We start from the raw sequence: 17,271 nt of genomic DNA on the forward strand, positions 1-17,271 counted from the left end.
TTACTGCCAGCGTTGTCTGCCACGGGTAACATCCCTGTTTTCTGTTTGTCTGCATTTGATTTTCAGTTTTAGGGAATAGTGAAGATGCCGTTGTCGCAATTGCAGCCGGCGCTCTTGTGGCGCCATTTTCAGACCTTGTGCAGTTTTCCCCGTCCATCCAAGCATGAAGGCGCCTTGCGCGCCCATTTGCAGGACTGGGCCAAAGCTCAGGGTCTGGCCTATGAGGTGGATGCCACTGGCAATCTCTTGATCAAAAAGCCGGCCACGCCTGGTTTTGAAGATCGTCAGACCGTTGTTCTGCAAGGCCACCTGGATATGGTGACGCAGAAGAACGCCGATACGACCCACGATTTTTATGTCGACCCCATCCGCCCGCGCGTGCAAGACGGTTGGGTCCGGGCCGAAGGCACTACGCTGGGTGCGGATAATGGCATTGGTGTTGCAGCCGGGCTGGCCGTACTGGAAAGCAAAGATATCGAGCACGGCCCGATTGAAGTACTGCTGACGGTGGATGAAGAGGCCGGCATGAGCGGCGTGCATGGCCTGCAGGCAGGCTGGCTCAATGGCCAGATTTTGCTGAATCTGGATACCGAAGACTGGGGCGAACTCTATGTGGGGTGTGCGGGTGGCGTTGATGTGGCCGTGAGCCGCCCACTGGCCCACGAGCCGATTGTGGCTGGGACCCAGGTGCTGCGTGTGGCCGTGAAGGGTTTGCGTGGCGGTCATTCCGGCGTGGATATCCACCTGGAACGTGGGAACGCCAACCGTTTGCTGGCGCGTGTCGTGGATGACCTGCTGGCGCTGCCACACGCACGACTGGTGTCGTTTGAAGGTGGCACCCTGCGCAATGCGCTGCCGCGTGAAGCATTTGCCGTGATTGCGGTGGCTGAGGAGGGTAGCGATCGCGTGCAATCGGTGGTGCGCCGCTGGCAACAAAGGTTGAATCGTGAACTGGCGCGTGTCGACGAAGGCGTGAAGTTGAGCGTTGAACCCGCAGAGGCAGCCCAAAGCTTGTCCGCGCAGACCAGTCGCCAGGTGATTGATCTTCTGATGACCTTGCCACTTGGCGTCGCACGCTGGAGTCAGGCAGTGCCCGGTGTGGTGGAGTCTTCCAGCAACCTGGGTGTGGTCCGCGTGGGCGAAGCTGGCTTCAGCGCTTTGCTGCTCGTGCGTTCACTCACCGATGAAGGCCAGGACGAAGTGGCTCGGCGCATTGAAGCGATCGCCCGCATGGCAGGCGCGCAGTCGGAACGCTCAGGCGCTTATCCAGGCTGGACGCCGGATCTGTCGTCGTCTGCACTCAAACTGGTGCAGGACGCCTACCGCGCGCGCTATGGCAAGGATGCCGAGATCAAAGTGATTCATGCTGGTCTGGAGTGCGGCCTGATTGCAGGCAAGTATCCCGCCATGCAGATGGTTTCATTCGGCCCGACCGTGCGCGGCGCGCATTCGCCGGACGAACGCGTGGAAATTGAAAGCGTGGGCTATTTCTGGGACTTGCTGGTTGATGCACTGAAAGCGGTGCCTGTGCGTTGATCTGGCCGGCGGGTTGCAGTCGGGTTCATTTACTGTTTTTCACTGTTTTGATAGCGCTGGAGGGCAATATCCATGTCAGTTGAAGACGATCAATCCAGGGCAGCACCCGCCAACCCGCCACGCCGGGGGTTTTTAGGGGCAACCCTGGCAACCGGGTTTGCCCTGGCCGTGCGCCCGGTGGCCGCATCGACCATCACCACTGATGCCCTGGGGCTGACCGCAGGTGCAATCACCATTGCGGTCAATGGTGGCGATATGCCAGCTTACCGCGCCCGCCCGGCGACGGGTAAGGGCCCATTGCCAGTGGTTATCGTGGTGCAGGAAGTCTTTGGGGTGCATGAGCACATCCAGGATGTGTGTCGACGCCTGGCCAAGCTGGGTTATCTGGCTATCGCGCCGGAGTTGTATTTCCGCCAGGGTGACCCGCGCAAGTATCCGGAGGTGGCGGACCTGCTCAAGAACATCGTCAGTCAGGTGCCCGATGAGCAGGTGCTGTCGGATCTTGATATTACGGTTAACTACGCGGTTGCCAATGGCGGCGACCCCGACAGGCTGGCAATGACCGGGTTTTGCTGGGGTGGTCGTATCGCCTGGTTGTATGCAGCACATAACCCGCGGATGAAGGCGATTGCGGTGTGGTATGGCCAGGTGTTGCAACCGTCTACCGCCAATTCGCCCAAGTCTCCGCTAGATCTGGTCGCGCAGATGAAAGTGCCGGTGATTGCATTCTATGGCGCCAAAGACCAGGGGATTACCCAGGAGAACGTCGGCAAGATGCGGACCGCCATGGACGCTGCTGGCAAGCCGTTTGAGCTGCACGTTTACCCGGAAGCAGGGCATGGTTTCAATGCGGATTACCGCCCCAGCTATAACGCCGAAGCGGCGACCGATGCCTGGCAACGCATGTTGGGCTGGTTTCATAAATATGGTGTGTAAATACACAGGGTAGGGATGAAAAAAAGCCGGCAAAAATGCCGGCTTTTTTGTGTGTGGCGTGACACGCCACTTAGTCTGCGCGTGCAGCCATCTGGTCGAACGCTTCGCCGGTCACCCGGCAAATGCGCCAGTCCGGCATGACCGTGGCACCCATGCCTTCGTAGAAGGCGATAGCGTTGGCATTCCAGTCCAGCACGCTCCACTCGAAACGGCCAAAACCGCGTTCCCTGGCGATACGAGCCAGTCGCAGCAACATCCGTTTGCCAAGGCCCAGGCCGCGCGCGTGTGGGCGCACATACAGGTCTTCCAGATACAGACTACGGCGGGTCAGGAACGTGGAATAGCTCTGGAAATACAAAGCGAAGGCGAGGATGTTATCGCCGTCCTGGGCAATCAGGGCTTCAACCAGCGGTTTGTCGCCAAACAAGTCGGCGGTCAAACGCTCGGCGCTCATATCCAGCACATGGGTCAGTTTTTCAAACTCAGCCAATTCGGCGACCATGGCCATAATCTCTTTCACGTCGGCCGGGGTGGCAGGGCGAATCTGTACGTGAGCGGACATCCGCATACTCCTTGTGTGTTTTGCCAAATCAACTGCCGTCAATGTCATGCCAGCAGCAAAAACAAAACGGGCAGCGGTGGCTGCCCGTTTGATATATCGACCAGAAATCAATGCAAGCTGCAAATACTTATTTGGCGTGATTGATCATATAGTGCGCAGCGGCGCGGAATTCATCATCACTACCGCTATAACCACCTTTCGGCGGCATGGCACCATTGCCATTCTTCAGTACGTTTTCAATCACATCTTCCGGTTTCTTGCCCTGCAACTTGGCAGACCAGTCCGCCTTGTTGCCAAACTTGGGGGCGCCAGCTGCGCCTGTGCCATGGCAAGCCTGACAAGTACTTTCGTACACTTCCTTGCCTTTGGTTTCCGGGTCAAGCGCAGCACCTGCGGCACCACTGGCAGTGGCGACGGCCGGGGCTTCAAACTTGGCGCCCGCCTGGTCGGCCATATAGGCGACTGCGCGTTTGACTTCATCATCTGTCAGATCGGTTGAACCGCCACGCGCTGGCATCGCGTTAAAACCTTTGATGGCGTGCGTCCAGAGGGTTTCATAACCCTTGGCGATACGCGGACCCCATGCGCCTGAGTCGCCAAACTTGGGCGAACCCATCAGGCCTGCGCCATGACAGGAAATACAGACATTTTCATACACGATCTTGCCGGAGCGCTGGCCGATGGGTGCGCTATCAACTACTTTGCTGGTCCCGACGGGTTGCAGCCGTGCCTGAATGGCTTCATTGGTCATGGTCATCAGGCCAAGGTTTACTCCGCTACCGGAGGTATACAGCTTGGCCACCATAAAGACGAAAAGCGGGACGCCAACGACGCCCAGTACCACATACGTAATAAAACTTTGAACTCCTGATGTGTTTGAACCACTCATGCTGCCATCCCTTTTTATCGTGAAGTCAGGTGAATCAAATCAAGAATTTGCGCCGGATTATACCGGCCTCATTGTGCCAGTGAAAGCCGCGTAGACGCTGTGCATCAAACACGGTATGATCCAATCCCTCGCAAAGACATGCGCCCGTAGCTCAGTTGGATAGAGTATTGGTTTCCGAAACCAAGGGTCACAGGTTCGATTCCTGTCGGGCGCACCAGTTTCCTCTTCTTCTCTCGTTCCCACTTAAGCCAGATCAACAAGCGAAGCCTGATTACCAGGTGTTTTTCGACCTTTTCTGCTGCGATCTGCAAGCCCGGCTGTTTTTCATCTGATTCCTATTATTTGCCATGTTTGGCGAAATTGCGCGCGTTGTTGCATTTGCAGTGCGTCAATGTTGTGCATCTCGCAGTATGACACCTGAAAATAAAAAGCCCGGCTAGAGAAACCGGGCTTTCGCGAAGCTTTGATCCAGATCACTTTTCTGCTGTGTTTTCGGCCTTGGCGGCAGACTGCCAGCCGCCCCCAAGTGAGAGAAACAAATTGATCTGGTCTTGCGCCAACTGGCTATCTGAAGAGGCGAGCGCAGCATCGGCACTGGCCAGCGTGCGGTCAGAGTCCAGACTGGTCAGGAACGGCGCACGACCCGCTTTGTACATGGTGCGGTTTTCTGCTGCGACCTGGCGGGCTTTGTCACGAGCTGCGCGCAGATCCGCATTGCGTTGCAGATCATGCGTGTAGCGGGTGAGTGCGGTTTCCGTTTCCTTCAGTGCCGACAGCACGACGCCATCAAAATGGGCTAGTGCACCATCAGCACCGGCTTCTGCGGCATGGATACGCGCGTGCGAACCGCTGTCCGGAATCGTCCAGGTAATCAGCGGACCGATGCCCCAACGGTTTGCGGCCGGTGTCCCCAAGTCTTCCAGGATACCCGTCGAGCCAATGGAAGCACCGATCTTGATATCCGGGTAGAGGTCCGCTGTGGCGACGCCGATCTTTGCGGTGGCGGCAGCCAGTTGGCGTTCTGCTTCACGGATATCAGGCCGGCGCTTGAGCAGTGCCGCACCGTCGCCCACTGGAATTGCCTGTGCCAGTTTGGGTTCTTCAGTGCACTGAATCGCCATCTGGTTAATCTCGGTCGGCGTTTTGCCAACCATCACCGCCAGTTGATAGATCGCCGCATCGTGATCTGCCTGGAAGCGGGGCAGGTTGGCGCGCAACATATCGGCCTGGGCTTCAGCGCGCAGTACATCCGCGTTACGGCCGCGACCTGCGCTGGCCATGCGGCGGGTGACATCCACACTATGATTCTGCAAATCCAGCTCATGCTGGGCGACCGACAACTCGCGATTGGCTGAACATGCCATGACATAGGCACGTACCGTCTGTGCGACGACGTTGACGCGGGCCAGGTCCAGCGCGGCCTGCGCGGCTTCAGCGTTGGCGTGAGCAGCTTCTTCACCACGTTTGAGTTTGCCGAACAGGTCCAGGTCATAGGAGACCGAGAGACCAACATCGCCTTCATTGAGAACCGGCAGTTTTTCCGTCAGCAAAAATGACTCACCAGACTCTTGCGCACGCTTGGCGGCAAAGTCAACGCCGCCGTGCAGACCGCTTTCTGCATCCACTTCACCCATGATGTAGACCGCGCGGCGCAAGTTGGCTGAAGCCATGCGCAGATCGGTATTCGCGGTCATGGCTTGCTGCACAAGGCCATTCAATTGTGGGTCGTCGTAGAGTTTCCACCAATCGTCCGGAACCGGTGCGATGGCGACAGCCGGATCGTGTGCACCAATAAACTGACCCGCCGCAGTGGGGTTCTTGATGCTGGCTTGGTCAGGCACGCGGTAATCCGGGCCGACCGTGGTACACGCCAGCAGCGACTGCAGCAAAGCCAGTGCGAGCGCGGTTTTTACAAGTTTCACGATTTTGCTCCTGCCTGGGCCTTGGCCGGTGCCGCGTTTTGCAGCACAGACACCGTCGCCGTCCGCCCGGCAACCAGCCGCAGATCTTCCGGAATTTCATCCAGCGCAATGCGCACGGGTACGCGTTGGGCAAGACGTACCCAGTTAAACGTCGGGTTTACGTTGGGCAGACCCGTGGCACCGGCAGTACGGTCGCGGTCTTCAATACCGGCGGCGATGCTTTCGACGTGACCATGCAGACGGCGCGATTCGCCCATGATGATGATTTCCACCGGTTGGTTGATCTGTACGCCCGCCAGCTTGGTTTCTTCGAAATACCCATCGACGTGGAATGAATGGCTATCCACGATCGACAATACCGGACGGCCTGTGGTCACGTAATCGCCACTACGCGGTACGCGATCGTTCAGGTAGCCATCGACCGGGCTGATCACGGTGGCGCGTTGCAGATTGAGTTTGGCGACATCTACCGCCGCCTCGGCCTGGGTGATGGTGGCTTCAATCTGTTCGACCTTGGCGATGCTTTCTTCTGTGGTCTCGGTGGCAACCAGGTCGGCCAGCTTGCGGTTACGCGCTGCCTCACGTTTAGCTTGTGCCAGCAATGGTTTTTGCAGTGCGACGGTGGCCTGGGCCTGGCGCAGTGCCAGCTCGAACCGTGCGCGGTCGATCACAAACAAGACCTGTCCACGCTTGACCATCTGGTTGTCGGCGATATTGACGTCGGTGATCTGGCCGGAGACATCAGGCGCCACTTGTACGACATCGGCACGGATGTGGCCGTCACGCGTCCAGGGGGCGGTGGTGTAGTAGTCCCATAGATGGCGGCCGACGATGAAGGCGGCCACAACAACGATCAGGGTCAGGACGATGGTCCCTGTTTTGCGAATGATTTTATTCATGGTTTTAACCAGTGGATCAGGGATACGGTTGCGCCGAGCACGAGGACATACAGCGCAAGGTTAAACAGCGAGCGGTGCCAGACCAGCTTGTAAAAACCGATACGGGCCAGCGCAAAACGCAGGCCCCCGGTCACAAAAAAGGCGATCACCATCCAGGCCAGCAAGCTGGGGATGTAGACACCGTAAATATCAATTTCACCGCTCATCGGGTGTTTCTCTTTTCATGTTTATGGTCTGTTTTGCAGTGCACGGCTGTGTTCTCAGAAGGCTGGCACTTGCTGATAACCAGGCGCGCCTGGAAACAGGCTGACCCGTAATTCCACCAATGCATGCAGTGCCTCGCGGGAGGCGTGATCGGCCCGGCCAATCACCAGACTCATGGCATCATCAATGCGGGCACGCAGCGTTTCCGGCGCAAGCTTGTGACGACTGTTTTCAATGCGGGCCTGGTAATGCCCGGCAACCCCACCCAGCACCTCATTGATGGAATGACGGTCCAGATCTGACAGTTCCAGCTCATCTCGCTGCAGTTCCAGTGCGCTATAGCCCACACGCAATTCGGTGAAGCCATCGCTGTAGCTGTCATCGCCACTGGCGGCAAGGCGTGGTACCAGTTGACCCAGACGATCGAGCATGCGTGAACTCAGGCGGGCGTAATCCCGGGCATCTTCACCGGCGGCCGTGTTGGCCAGATCGCGCCAACTGGCATGTACGAGTCGGTGGGTCGCCAGTTGTACGCCAAATGGTCGTGTGACGAGTGTCCAGACCAGTGCGAACAATGCCCCCGCCGCGCCGGCCAGGTTGCCATTGAAGAACGCTGTAAAATTGGCGTCGTACGCACCTTGCAACCCCAGGAAGGTCGCCGTGTTCACCGATAACAACATGGCAATCATGTTGAAACGGGGTAAAGGAATCAGCGTGCCGATGATCAGGAATGGCACTGCCAGCAGGGCCACCAGCGTGGCAAAGTCATGTGAGGCGGGAATGATGGCGAACAGCATGACCGCGGATAGCGCGATGCTCACAATCGTCCAGACAAAAAACAGCCGGATAAAGGGTGCGGGTTCATCCATCGCGGCAAAGAAGCATGACGCCACGGCACCGAGTGTGACCGCGCCAGCGCCGTCTTCCCACCCCATGCCGATCCAGATCATGCAGCCGGCAAAAATAGAGACGGATGCATTGATTGCTGAAAACAGCATGATGCCGTGATCATAGTGACGCGCACCGCCCATCACATCGCGCCGGGTATACACCGGCACCCAGGGTTTGACGTTTTCCTGACCAGATAACAACTGTTGCAAATGCAGGCAGTCTTGCCAGAGTTCGATCAATGTTCCAACGCGTGAACGCATGGTACGGCCAAGCGCGCTACGCCATTCACTGGTATGCACAATGGTCTGTCCCAGGCGTGCGACTTCTTCTTTTAGTCGTTCGCCGTCTTCCGGGCGTGACGCTGGTGACAGAATCCACTGCGTGACATCGTGCATCAGCGTGTCGATGCCCTGAGGCAGCGCCTGATTGTTGGCGCGCAGTTCTTGCATCATGCCGCTCATGGAAGAGAGCACAGGCAATAACATACTCATACGGCCGCGCAAGGCCCGCGCGTAATTGACGGTATCTGCAGTATCCGGGTCGTAGGCCAACTGACTGATCAATTGATCGAAGGCCAGAATATCTGCAGCAAGGCGATGACGACTGGCAGGGTGCACGCGGTGATCGGCAACGGGCGTTAGCGTATCTGCCGCCCAGGATGCTGCATCACGTAACCAGGCTGCGGTGCGTGCGCTAATCACGGGTGCGACTTTGCCCGGAAAAATCAGGCCTGCCACGACGCTGGCGCTCAGAATGCCGACCAGGATTTCCTGTGTACGTGCGCTGGCGATATCGAATACGTTCTGTGGTGCGTTTACTGCCGGCAGCGCGATCATGGGGAGCGTATACGCCGCCAGCATGAACACATAGGCGCGAGGTGTGCGGTCCAGTAGCGAGACATACAGCAGCGTACCGGTCCATGCCCCAATGGCCGCGGCGAGCAGCACTGGTGCATCCACCAGCGCAGGTACCAGCACGACGGCCGCACTGGCCCCAAGAATAGTGCCCAATACCCGGTAGAGCGCTTTGGAGCGGGTCGCGCCAGTGAGCGGGTGCGACACCACGTAAACGGCGGCCATCGCCCAGTAGGGGCGTGGCAAACCCAGTGCAAACGCAATATAAAGCGCTAGCATCGAGGCAAAAAAAGCTTTGAAAGAGAACAACCAGTCTCTTGCGGTGGGCCAGTGCATCATGTTGGCCTCACGCTTTGTCAGACTGCGTATTACTGGCGGCGGCAGCTTCAATAGCGCCGAATACCCGCAGCGTTGCCTGGAGGTCTTCCTGGCTGATGTTCTTGAGTACATCAGCCCGCAGGCTGATCAGATCCCGTTCGATATTTTCGCTCATGGCCCGCCCCGCCTCAGTCAGCCACAACGTATTGGCACGCCGGTCAGCCGGATCCACCTCGCGCCTTATCAGGCCCGCTTTGGCTAGTTGGTCCAGCAGACGCACCAGCGACGGGCTCTCTATTCCAACATAGTCAGCTAATGCAACCTGGCGTACCCCTTCACCCAGGCGGCCGATGAACAGCAGCGGGGTGGCACAGGCAGCAGAAACGCCGTAGACCGTAACAGCCTCTTGTGAAACCTGCCGCCAGTGGCGGCCGACTTGTAACAGGGAGCTGGTCAAGGCAAGGCGAAGAGTGTCGAGATCATCCATGGCGTAAAAGTTACCACGGGGAATATTCGTTAGCAAGCTAATAATTGAACGGCAAGATACACTCATTGTCCGTATAAATGGACAATGGAGGGTGGTGGGTTTTAGATAGGCATGTCTTTGATATGGCTGTTCAACATTTCAGCCATCCTGGCAGTGATCTTGACCATGTCGGCCTCGCTGCGATCAATGCCATACACCGACAGGGGAAAGTTGAGCGGTTGCTGGTGTCGCCAGATTTGCTCGTGAGCGGAAGTGGGCAGAATGTGCGCGGGGTCACCCACGGCAACCCATCCAATAGGTACGTGCTCACCGGCCGGCACGCGGGTTTTGATGTGAACAACGCCGTGAATGCGGATTTCACAGCCTTGTTCCAGGTGCGCACCATGAAACACGGCCGCACCGGTAGCAATGAAGACCTGATCTTCTACTGTGCAGCCGACAACATGCGCTCCCGGGCCGATCAGACAGAACTGGCCAATACACAGGGAGTGCGCTTCGGTGCTGCGCAGTACCGCGTTTTCCAGAATGATGCATTGCTCGCCAATCTCTATGCGGCCGCCTTCAGCAATGATCTGTGCGCCGTACATGATGCGACAGTTGGGGCCAATGGAGACATCTCCACAAATCACGGCATTGGGGGCGATCCATGCCGTAGGGTCAATACGAGGGGTATGGCCTGCGTGAGCAATCAGCATGTGGGTTTACGCTTTCGAGAGGGAATGTGCTGATTACTCTAGTCGATGGCGGTGATCGCTGCGCAGATACAGGCGTGGAAATCGCAGGCAACAAAAAACCCGGCACATTGGCCGGGTTTTGTACGTCACTGTGAAATTACACAGGCGTGATGTTCGAAGCTTGCTTGCCTTTCTGGCCGGTCACTACATCAAAGTTGACCTTTTGACCTTCTTGCAGCGACTTGAAGCCGTTGGAGTTGATCGCCGAGAAGTGCGCGAACAGATCTTCGCCACCATCGTCAGGAGAAATAAAGCCAAAGCCCTTGGCGTCGTTAAACCACTTAACCGTACCGGTTGCCATTACCTAAGATTCCTATGTCTTGAATTGAGCATGCGCTCAAGAGCTATATCATACGCAACGTGTATGTCTTGTACAAACGTCTGGGCACGTAACTGCGTCATAACTGCGTCATTTAAGGCGAATCAATGACAGGCGGAGGGAATTTCGGGTACTCAGCACTGCATTGGGCACCTTCCAGGTGCATTCATGACAACAAAAAGCCTGCATCAAGCAGGCTTTTTGTCAGACCTCTCAGGCAATCAAGCCTGTTCTGCATCACCTTGAACGGCTGGTGCAGGTGCAGCAGCAGCGGCCTTTGCTTTGGCTTGCGGCTTGGCAGCCTGGATAATACTGGCGGCGTTCTGCTTTTCCGACTCGGTAATTTCCCCGTCGGGCTTGCCCTTGAGGTTGAACCGCTTGCCGCCACGCGCCAGTTGTTTTTGATAGGTGAGACGGGCGCAGTGCTGACTCAGCGCGCGTTTGACGACAACAGCCTCGAAATGTGGCAAGGCAGCCACAAGCGTATCAAGCGTGCCGATGGCCAGCGGGCGGTTTTCGCGCAGTACCGAAAAACGACGGTACATTTCCTCGTTGATCATTTCGAGTTGTTTGCGCTTGCTTTGCGTGCCAATGGCTTTTTGCAGGGCATCGCCAAGAGAAGAAGAAGACATGTTCGGTACTATTGGGTTCCTGATTGGCGGCAGCATACCGCGCCCACGGTGCGGACTCAATGCCGAGAGCCTTGGCTGCGGCGCTTTGTGGCCAATTTTTACGGTTTTTTGATAAAAGGAGCGCTTTGCCCGACTGTCTGAAGGGTGGTTGCGCTCCGTGAACACACTTTATGCAGCTTGCATTGTCGCCAGTGCGCGCTCTGGATGATGACGTTGCGCCGCCAGCAAGAAGACGTCCGTGACCTGGCGTGCCGCCGTGAGCAAAGCCGGGAAACGCGCGGCGTCTTGCTCATCCAGCCAGGCACTATAACTGTTCCAGAGCGGCAAATCCTGGTGCTCGGCCAGATACCGGACGGCCTCTTGCAACCGAACATCCGCAGAGGAGGTCACCAGTCGAAGCTGGCTACGGGCACTCTGACGCAGGATTTCCAGGATATATACGGCACCGCCAAGCCCTTCCGGGTCAATGGCAGGAATCTCGATGGCCGCTGGAACTTGCAAACCCAGCTGCGCCAGATCATGCAACAGTGCGGCTTTGCGCGAGCGCACAGCCCAATCCGGCACTTTTCGCTGAACATCCGCCGCAGCAAGGTGGGCTTCCAGTGGCAACAGGGCTGCAGCGTGCGCCGTTAGAAATGCGCTGTAGCCAGACAAGGTGGTCAGGGCAAAGCCGGAAAAAGCTTGATCCAGCGCTTCGTGACGGTCGGCCGTGGCCAATTTCAGATCAATTCTGGTCGTCATGTCGTCCTCTTGCCACATCCGGTTGATTGCAAAGCACTATTGCTGCAACGCAACGTCGAGACGGGGACTAACACTATAGTCCAGTTTTTGACCATCGATCACTTTCACGTATTTTTTTGTGTACAACACGCCCTGATTGTGGTGGCGGTCACGTTGTTGCCAACTGGCGAGACGCGCGCGGTTTTCGAAATACCAACCAGTTGCCGAGCATGACCAGCATCACGCCGGCGATGGCGACCGGTGTCCAGTGGTATCCCTCCATCACGGCAGAAATATTCAACGCGACCAGTGGGAACAATACCGTGCAGTACGCAGCCTTTTCGGCCCCCAGACGACCCACCAGCATTAAATAAGCGGTAAAGCCGATGACCGAGCCTGGAATGGCTAGCCAGAGCAGAGCGCCCAGGTAGACAGGGCGCGCGTCCAATACGAATGGAACGCCGGTTAAAACGCTGCCGGTGAGCAGTACCAGAGCACCAAACAGCATGGCCCATGCATTCGTCTGTACTGGTTTCAGGCCTTGGGCTTGTAGTCGTGCAGACAAGAGATTGCCCACAGAAAAGCAAAGTGTGCCGCCCAGCGCTAGCAATAAACCTGATGCTGTTGTGCTGTGATCGTGAGAGGTTGCAAATTCCGGAGAGAACAAGGCCACGAGACCCATCAACCCGACAACCGCGCCAGCAATCACATTTGATGCAATGGTACGCCCCATGAAAATGCGCGCATTGATGGCGTTCCAAAGGGTGGATGTGGAAAACACCACGGCCTCGAAACCAGTGGGGATGTAACGGCTGGCGTTGTAAAAGCACAGGAAATTGATGCAGAACAGGCATAGCCCCTGAATGGCCACCGTGCCGATTGCGCGGCGGGGCAGGGGTCTGAGTTGTTTGCGCCATGCAAGCAGGCCAAATAACACGATCGCAGCCAGCCCAAATCGCCACGCGATCGAAAGCGGGATCGGCGACGGACCCAGTTGTAATTTGATGGCAAACCAGGTAGTCCCCCACACAAGGACGACCACTAAATATAACAGTGCATTCATGACAGACACTTCAGGACGATTGAACTGGTCTTTATTCAACCAGCCGGGAGTCTCTGGCACTTGCAGATTCTTGCGCTTTTGTCGTCCCGGACTGCGCGGCCCGACCTGATCCGCGTAATATCCCGGGCATGGATACCGTACCACTCACACAAAATGTCTTTACCACGCTGACGCATTCGCGCGCGGCGCTGGAACGGGCGGGTGATCTGGGTGACGGTATGGCGGTGGCGCGCTGGCACAACCAGGACGATGCCACTAATTATCGCGGCCCAGGGCATCACACGGTTTCGCTCTATCTGGCTGGTGGTTACCAGACCTGGCGGCGTGATAAGCCTGGCGTTCATGGTGCGCCGGGACGCCTGTGCGTGTTGCCAGACGAACACGAGTCAGAGTGGGTTATTCAGGGCGACCTGCAGTTCATGCATCTGTATTTTTCTCCGGCGCAGTTTTCTGCTGCGATCATCACCTTGCTTGATCGCGAGCCGCGCAGCGTGCAATTGCATGACCTGACTTATGCTGAAGACCCTGTGCTTGCCGCCTTGTGCGGCCAGATTGCACGACAAAACTGGCAGGATAGTGGCAGCCGACTTGCGGCCAACGAACTGGCTCACGCCGTGGTGGGGCATCTTGTCCGGGTGCACAGCGGGCGTCGTTTTTATCTGGCTAAAGGCGGGCTGGCACCGCATCTGCGGCGCCGCTTGATTGACTATATAAATAGCCATCTGGATGCAGGTCTGACATTGGGGGAACTGGCATCACAAGTGGCGTTGTCTGAATTTCATTTCGCCCGGGCTTTCAGGGATAGTTTCGGCATGCCTCCACATGCCTGGCTGACCGCGCGCAGACTGGACCGCGCGAGGCAGTTGTTGCGGCATGGCGACCAGCCGCTGGTTGATGTCGCTGCCGCTTGCGGTTTTGCTGATGCAAGCCATTTCAGCAATCGTTTTCGCGCCGCTCTGGGCGCAAGCCCCTCACAGTATCGTGCGGCGCTAAGCAAATAAAAACACGGCTCTACGCCTACCTCCCGCATACCCGTAGCAAACGCATGACGGCGACTTTATTGCGTCTGTAATCAGGATTGCCGTTTGTCATATTCCGCATGCGTGCTTAGACATGTACCTTGCAAAGAAAGGTACATAGCTATACGATGCACTTATCGTATCGTGCATTACACGGTAGGCTGGCATGCAAGATAGTGCCGGTGACAGGAGTGGCGCACCGACGGGCACTTTGGCCGGTTGGATGCAATCGATCAAAGCCGCAGTAACCGTCGTGAACTGGAGCAATCAAAATGAAACAACAAGCATTCATGTCGCAACTGGAATCCAGCCTGGTTGGTGTCGCTCAGTCGGATGTTGAGCAAATCCTGTCGGACTACAACGCGTATTTTCATGCAGCGATGCAACTGGGACGGAGTGAAGAAGAGACCGCTGCTGGTCTTGGAGATCCGAAACGTATCGGGCGTGATCTGCGCGTGCAAAAGCTGTATGGCCAATGGCAACAGAAACATACTGTCGGTGGCCTCATTCGCACGGTCGCCGCGATTGCCCGGCTCGGGGTGCTCAACTTTCTACTGGCTATCCCGTTCATGATTTATCTGTGCATTTTGACTGCGGGCATTTTTGTCAGCAGTGCAGTAATGGCAGGTGCCTTGGCTGCATTGATAGCAGTTGGGGCGCACTCTCTGTTTGGTACCCAAACGGTCAGGATGAGCGATGCCACGGGCGGCACAGGGGATCTGAAAGTCGTGGTTCGTGCACCAGGGGCAGCCACGGCAAGTCTTTTCCGCTACCGCAATGATGACGTAGAAGTGCAATTACAAAACGGGGATCAGATTGAATTAACCGAGCGTAGCGGCAAGATCACGCATCTGGTGGCTCGCAATGGCGACCTGGTTAGCAACGGTACACAACCTGCCAGTTTTGATCACGGTTATCGTGTGGCGCAGGACAATCTGGTCGGCGTTGATGTTAAAGCCGCCAATGGTGAAAGCCTGACTTGGGGTAAGGACATCCAGCTTGACCGGATCGACTGGTATGAAGTGAATCATAACGGCGAGGACACCACGGTTGTTACGCCGCATACCGGCGCGGGTCATGTCTCGGTCACGATGAATGATGGTCAGGTATATGTCCGTGTGCCGGCGGGCGAGCACCAAACGGCCCACGTACTGCGTGCTTCGGTGGGGGTGTTGTTTATCGCCGCACTCATTCTGTTTGTACTGATCAAACTGGCGATCATGACCTGGCGCGGGGTAGTACGTTATGGCCGTGATCAAATTGCCCAGATTCCACTGCACCTGGTGTTCTGATCGATCACTGTGCAGTTTCCGTGTTGGTAAGTGCTGGGCCGGTGTTGAACCGGCCCTTTTTTATTGTTCCGGGCAAGGTAGGGGAGGGCTGGATATTGTTGGCATACCCCCCAATGCCCCAAAACGGGTCAGATTCGCCTGAGTTATCCCCAAAATGTGAATCTTCACTTGCGTGAATGGTAGTTTCTGCCGGTTTCCATGTATTCCGAACCGGTTGCAGCACTTTTAAAATTGCGATAGCGCGATGGGGCAATGCCGTTGACATAAATGCCCCACGATGCACTGGAAAGCCCAGCGCCGGAGCCATGCTCCCGCCATCAAAGACAGATGGTCGGCTGATCTTTAACAGAATCCAAAAGTAACCATGCAATGCCCGTGCCGGGTTCGCAACATGCCTGCGGCCCGTTTTACCCGTAGTACTGAGGAGTTCGAAATGCAAACAACAGCCAGAAGCCATCAATATGGCAAGGCGCTGACGGTATTGACGTCGCTGTTTTTCATGTGGGGCCTGATCACTTCGCTCAATGACATCCTGATCCCTCATTTGAAAGCCATCTTCTCGCTTACCTATCTGCAGGCAGCGTTGATCCAGTTCTGTTTCTTTACTGCCTATTTCGTCGTGTCTTTTCCGGCCGGCTTTATCATCCGCAAGATTGGCTACAAGCGCGGGATCGTGCTTGGTCTTGTGACTGCGGGCCTGGGCTGTCTGCTGTTTTATCCGGCCGCGGGTGCCCAGTCTTACCCGTTCTTCCTGTCAGCGCTCTTCATTCTGGCGGGGGGTATTACCATTTTGCAGGTAGCTGCCAACCCGTATGTGACTGTACTGGGTCGCCCGGAAACCGCCTCCAGCCGTCTTAACCTGACCCAGGCCTTCAACTCGCTGGGTGCGACACTGGGTCCTTTGCTTGGCGCCATCACCATTCTTGCGGTCGCTGCGCCGGCGGCAGGGGCGCAAGCTTCTGCGGCTGCTCAGGCCGCTGCCGTGCAAACCCCCTACCTGGTTCTGGCAGGCTTGCTGTTTTTGCTGGCGCTGATTATTGGTCTGGTTCGTTTGCCGGTCATCAAAGAGGTCGAAGGTGCTGATGAGGCAACCCGCGCCAAGGAACAGCGAATTCATGGCAAGAAGAGTGTATGGGAGTTCCGTCACCTGGTACTTGGTGCGATTGGTATCTTTGCTTATGTTGGTGCGGAAGTAGGTATCGGCAGCTTCATGGTCAGCCTGATGGGCCAGCCACAGATTGCCGGTTTGTCGCCGGAGTCGGCTGGCAAGTACCTGGCTATTTACTGGGGTGCTGCCATGGTTGGTCGTTTCATCGGCTCTGCGCTGATGACCAAAATCAACCCCGCCCGCATTTTGACCGCGAACGCATTGATCAACGCAGTATTGATTGGTATTGCGATTCTGGTTGGTGGCAAAACGGCGATGTGGTCGCTGATCGCTGTGGGTTTGTTCAACTCGATCATGTTCCCAACCATCTTCTCGCTCTCGCTCAAAGGTCTGGGCAGTTTCACCAGCGAAGGCTCTGGCATTCTGTGCATGGCTATTGTGGGTGGGGCCATCGTGCCAGTACTGCAAGCAGCAATGGCCGATCATATGGGTATTCTTGCTTCGTTCGCGGTTCCGCTGGTTTGCTATCTATATATTGTGCATTTCGGGGCGCGCGGTCATCGCGAACTGATTGGTCAGGAAAAGCCGGCTGATCGTCGTAGTCCGGTGGCCCAAGGTGTCTGATTGATCCGTGCTCTCCCGACAGGGAGGCGCTGGAAAAACAAAAAAACCGCTCTCAGGAGCGGTTTTTTTGTTTGTGACACCTGTATTTCGTCGGGTGTTTTTGCGCTGGATAACTGATGAGCGCATGCTCGAACTCTTCGCCCCAAAAAACTGAACCAGCCGATTTCCTTTTCTATCAGTAGCTTGAGTGATATTGAGAGGAAATATTGCAGGAAGGTGTTGACGGGTGCGGGGATGGTCCGTATAGTTCGGTTTCTCCGCT

The 17,271-nt window shown here is 56.6% G+C and carries 17 protein-coding genes and 1 tRNA gene; 6 read left to right on the top strand and 12 right to left on the bottom strand.

The genetic code is table 11. The annotated features are described in order from the left end of the window. Positions 1–84 precede the first annotated feature (84 nt). Positions 85–1,536, top strand: coding sequence for an aminoacyl-histidine dipeptidase (locus tag IEX44_RS12245; protein ID WP_229679014.1), 1,452 nt, complete (start codon positions 85–87; stop codon positions 1,534–1,536). A 72-nt stretch (positions 1,537–1,608) separates the two neighbouring features. Continuing rightward, on the top strand, positions 1,609–2,472 hold the full coding sequence (locus IEX44_RS12250; protein WP_188693909.1) for a dienelactone hydrolase family protein: 864 nt from the start codon (positions 1,609–1,611) through the stop codon (positions 2,470–2,472). 70 nt (positions 2,473–2,542) lie between these two features. On the opposite strand, the gene IEX44_RS12255 is transcribed toward IEX44_RS12250, so the two are convergent. Next, positions 2,543–3,034, bottom strand: a complete 492-nt coding sequence (locus tag IEX44_RS12255) for a GNAT family N-acetyltransferase (RefSeq protein ID WP_188693912.1) — start codon at positions 3,032–3,034, stop codon at positions 2,543–2,545. 127 nt (positions 3,035–3,161) lie between these two features. Continuing rightward, positions 3,162–3,923, bottom strand: coding sequence for a c-type cytochrome (locus tag IEX44_RS12260; protein WP_188693914.1), 762 nt, complete (start codon positions 3,921–3,923; stop codon positions 3,162–3,164). Between the two features lie 140 nt (positions 3,924–4,063). On the opposite strand from IEX44_RS12260, the gene IEX44_RS12265 reads away from it, so the two are divergent. Beyond that, a tRNA-Arg gene (locus tag IEX44_RS12265) sits at positions 4,064–4,140 on the top strand. A 256-nt stretch (positions 4,141–4,396) separates the two neighbouring features. Here IEX44_RS12265 and IEX44_RS12270 read toward each other — a convergent pair. The 10 genes from IEX44_RS12270 to IEX44_RS12315 all read right to left on the bottom strand — a co-directional run bounded on the left by IEX44_RS12270 (position 4,397) and on the right by IEX44_RS12315 (position 13,005). After that, positions 4,397–5,845, bottom strand: coding sequence for an efflux transporter outer membrane subunit (locus tag IEX44_RS12270; RefSeq protein WP_188693917.1), 1,449 nt, complete (start codon positions 5,843–5,845; stop codon positions 4,397–4,399). Further along, positions 5,842–6,744, bottom strand: coding sequence for an efflux RND transporter periplasmic adaptor subunit (locus IEX44_RS12275; RefSeq protein WP_188693920.1), 903 nt, complete (start codon positions 6,742–6,744; stop codon positions 5,842–5,844). The genes IEX44_RS12270 and IEX44_RS12275 overlap by 4 nt, the downstream gene beginning before the upstream one ends. Further along, positions 6,741–6,950 carry a DUF1656 domain-containing protein gene (locus tag IEX44_RS12280; protein WP_188693923.1) on the bottom strand — a complete coding sequence of 70 codons (210 nt, stop codon included), beginning with the start codon at positions 6,948–6,950 and terminating at the stop codon, positions 6,741–6,743. Before IEX44_RS12280 ends, IEX44_RS12275 begins: the two co-directional genes overlap by 4 nt. A gap of 54 nt (positions 6,951–7,004) precedes the next feature. Further along, positions 7,005–9,029, bottom strand: coding sequence for an FUSC family protein (locus IEX44_RS12285; protein WP_229679016.1), 2,025 nt, complete (start codon positions 9,027–9,029; stop codon positions 7,005–7,007). Positions 9,030–9,039: 10 nt separating this feature from the next. Further along, complete coding sequence (locus tag IEX44_RS12290; RefSeq protein ID WP_188693930.1) at positions 9,040–9,498, bottom strand: MarR family winged helix-turn-helix transcriptional regulator; 459 nt, start codon at positions 9,496–9,498, stop codon at positions 9,040–9,042. A gap of 101 nt (positions 9,499–9,599) precedes the next feature. Then, entirely contained in the window at positions 9,600–10,193 is a 594-nt protein-coding gene (locus tag IEX44_RS12295; RefSeq protein ID WP_188693933.1) for a gamma carbonic anhydrase family protein, read from the bottom strand. Positions 10,194–10,329: 136 nt separating this feature from the next. Continuing rightward, positions 10,330–10,533 carry a cold-shock protein gene (locus tag IEX44_RS12300; RefSeq protein ID WP_184103178.1) on the bottom strand — a complete coding sequence of 68 codons (204 nt, stop codon included), beginning with the start codon at positions 10,531–10,533 and terminating at the stop codon, positions 10,330–10,332. A gap of 239 nt (positions 10,534–10,772) precedes the next feature. After that, a complete protein-coding gene (locus tag IEX44_RS12305; protein WP_188693936.1) occupies positions 10,773–11,348 on the bottom strand; it encodes a ProQ/FINO family protein in 576 nt (191 codons plus the stop codon). Between the two features lie 3 nt (positions 11,349–11,351). Continuing rightward, complete coding sequence (locus IEX44_RS12310; RefSeq protein ID WP_188693939.1) at positions 11,352–11,924, bottom strand: biliverdin-producing heme oxygenase; 573 nt, start codon at positions 11,922–11,924, stop codon at positions 11,352–11,354. Between the two features lie 148 nt (positions 11,925–12,072). Then, the gene (locus IEX44_RS12315) at positions 12,073–13,005 is read right to left on the bottom strand and encodes a DMT family transporter (RefSeq protein WP_229679018.1); all 933 of its coding nucleotides are present in this window, start codon (positions 13,003–13,005) and stop codon (positions 12,073–12,075) included. A gap of 89 nt (positions 13,006–13,094) precedes the next feature. On the opposite strand from IEX44_RS12315, the gene IEX44_RS12320 reads away from it, so the two are divergent. From IEX44_RS12320 to IEX44_RS12330, 3 genes are all read left to right on the top strand, one after another. Further along, the gene (locus IEX44_RS12320; protein WP_188693942.1) at positions 13,095–13,967 is read left to right on the top strand and encodes a helix-turn-helix domain-containing protein; all 873 of its coding nucleotides are present in this window, start codon (positions 13,095–13,097) and stop codon (positions 13,965–13,967) included. A gap of 290 nt (positions 13,968–14,257) precedes the next feature. Continuing rightward, the gene (locus IEX44_RS12325; protein WP_188693945.1) at positions 14,258–15,277 is read left to right on the top strand and encodes a DUF1700 domain-containing protein; all 1,020 of its coding nucleotides are present in this window, start codon (positions 14,258–14,260) and stop codon (positions 15,275–15,277) included. A gap of 433 nt (positions 15,278–15,710) precedes the next feature. Beyond that, positions 15,711–17,009, top strand: a complete 1,299-nt coding sequence (locus IEX44_RS12330) for a sugar MFS transporter (protein ID WP_188693948.1) — start codon at positions 15,711–15,713, stop codon at positions 17,007–17,009. The last annotated feature ends 262 nt before the right edge of the window (positions 17,010–17,271 follow it).

It is taken from the genome of Silvimonas amylolytica (genome assembly GCF_014645555.1).
Lineage (GTDB): Bacteria > Pseudomonadota > Gammaproteobacteria > Burkholderiales > Chitinibacteraceae > Silvimonas > Silvimonas amylolytica.

What these genes read in the sequence shown, in the direction of transcription:
- IEX44_RS12245 (WP_229679014.1), top strand. Translation starts at nt 85, where the DNA reads ATGCCGTTGTCGCAATTGCAGCCGGCGCTCTTGTGGCGCCATTTTCAG.
- IEX44_RS12250 (WP_188693909.1), top strand. Translation starts at nt 1,609, where the DNA reads ATGTCAGTTGAAGACGATCAATCCAGGGCAGCACCCGCCAACCCGCCA.
- IEX44_RS12255 (WP_188693912.1), bottom strand. Translation starts at nt 3,034, where the DNA reads ATGTCCGCTCACGTACAGATTCGCCCTGCCACCCCGGCCGACGTGAAA.
- IEX44_RS12260 (WP_188693914.1), bottom strand. Translation starts at nt 3,923, where the DNA reads ATGAGTGGTTCAAACACATCAGGAGTTCAAAGTTTTATTACGTATGTG.
- IEX44_RS12275 (WP_188693920.1), bottom strand. Translation starts at nt 6,744, where the DNA reads ATGAATAAAATCATTCGCAAAACAGGGACCATCGTCCTGACCCTGATC.
- IEX44_RS12280 (WP_188693923.1), bottom strand. Translation starts at nt 6,950, where the DNA reads ATGAGCGGTGAAATTGATATTTACGGTGTCTACATCCCCAGCTTGCTG.
- IEX44_RS12285 (WP_229679016.1), bottom strand. Translation starts at nt 9,029, where the DNA reads ATGCACTGGCCCACCGCAAGAGACTGGTTGTTCTCTTTCAAAGCTTTT.
- IEX44_RS12290 (WP_188693930.1), bottom strand. Translation starts at nt 9,498, where the DNA reads ATGGATGATCTCGACACTCTTCGCCTTGCCTTGACCAGCTCCCTGTTA.
- IEX44_RS12295 (WP_188693933.1), bottom strand. Translation starts at nt 10,193, where the DNA reads ATGCTGATTGCTCACGCAGGCCATACCCCTCGTATTGACCCTACGGCA.
- IEX44_RS12300 (WP_184103178.1), bottom strand. Translation starts at nt 10,533, where the DNA reads ATGGCAACCGGTACGGTTAAGTGGTTTAACGACGCCAAGGGCTTTGGC.
- IEX44_RS12310 (WP_188693939.1), bottom strand. Translation starts at nt 11,924, where the DNA reads ATGACGACCAGAATTGATCTGAAATTGGCCACGGCCGACCGTCACGAA.
- IEX44_RS12320 (WP_188693942.1), top strand. Translation starts at nt 13,095, where the DNA reads ATGGATACCGTACCACTCACACAAAATGTCTTTACCACGCTGACGCAT.
- IEX44_RS12325 (WP_188693945.1), top strand. Translation starts at nt 14,258, where the DNA reads ATGAAACAACAAGCATTCATGTCGCAACTGGAATCCAGCCTGGTTGGT.
- IEX44_RS12330 (WP_188693948.1), top strand. Translation starts at nt 15,711, where the DNA reads ATGCAAACAACAGCCAGAAGCCATCAATATGGCAAGGCGCTGACGGTA.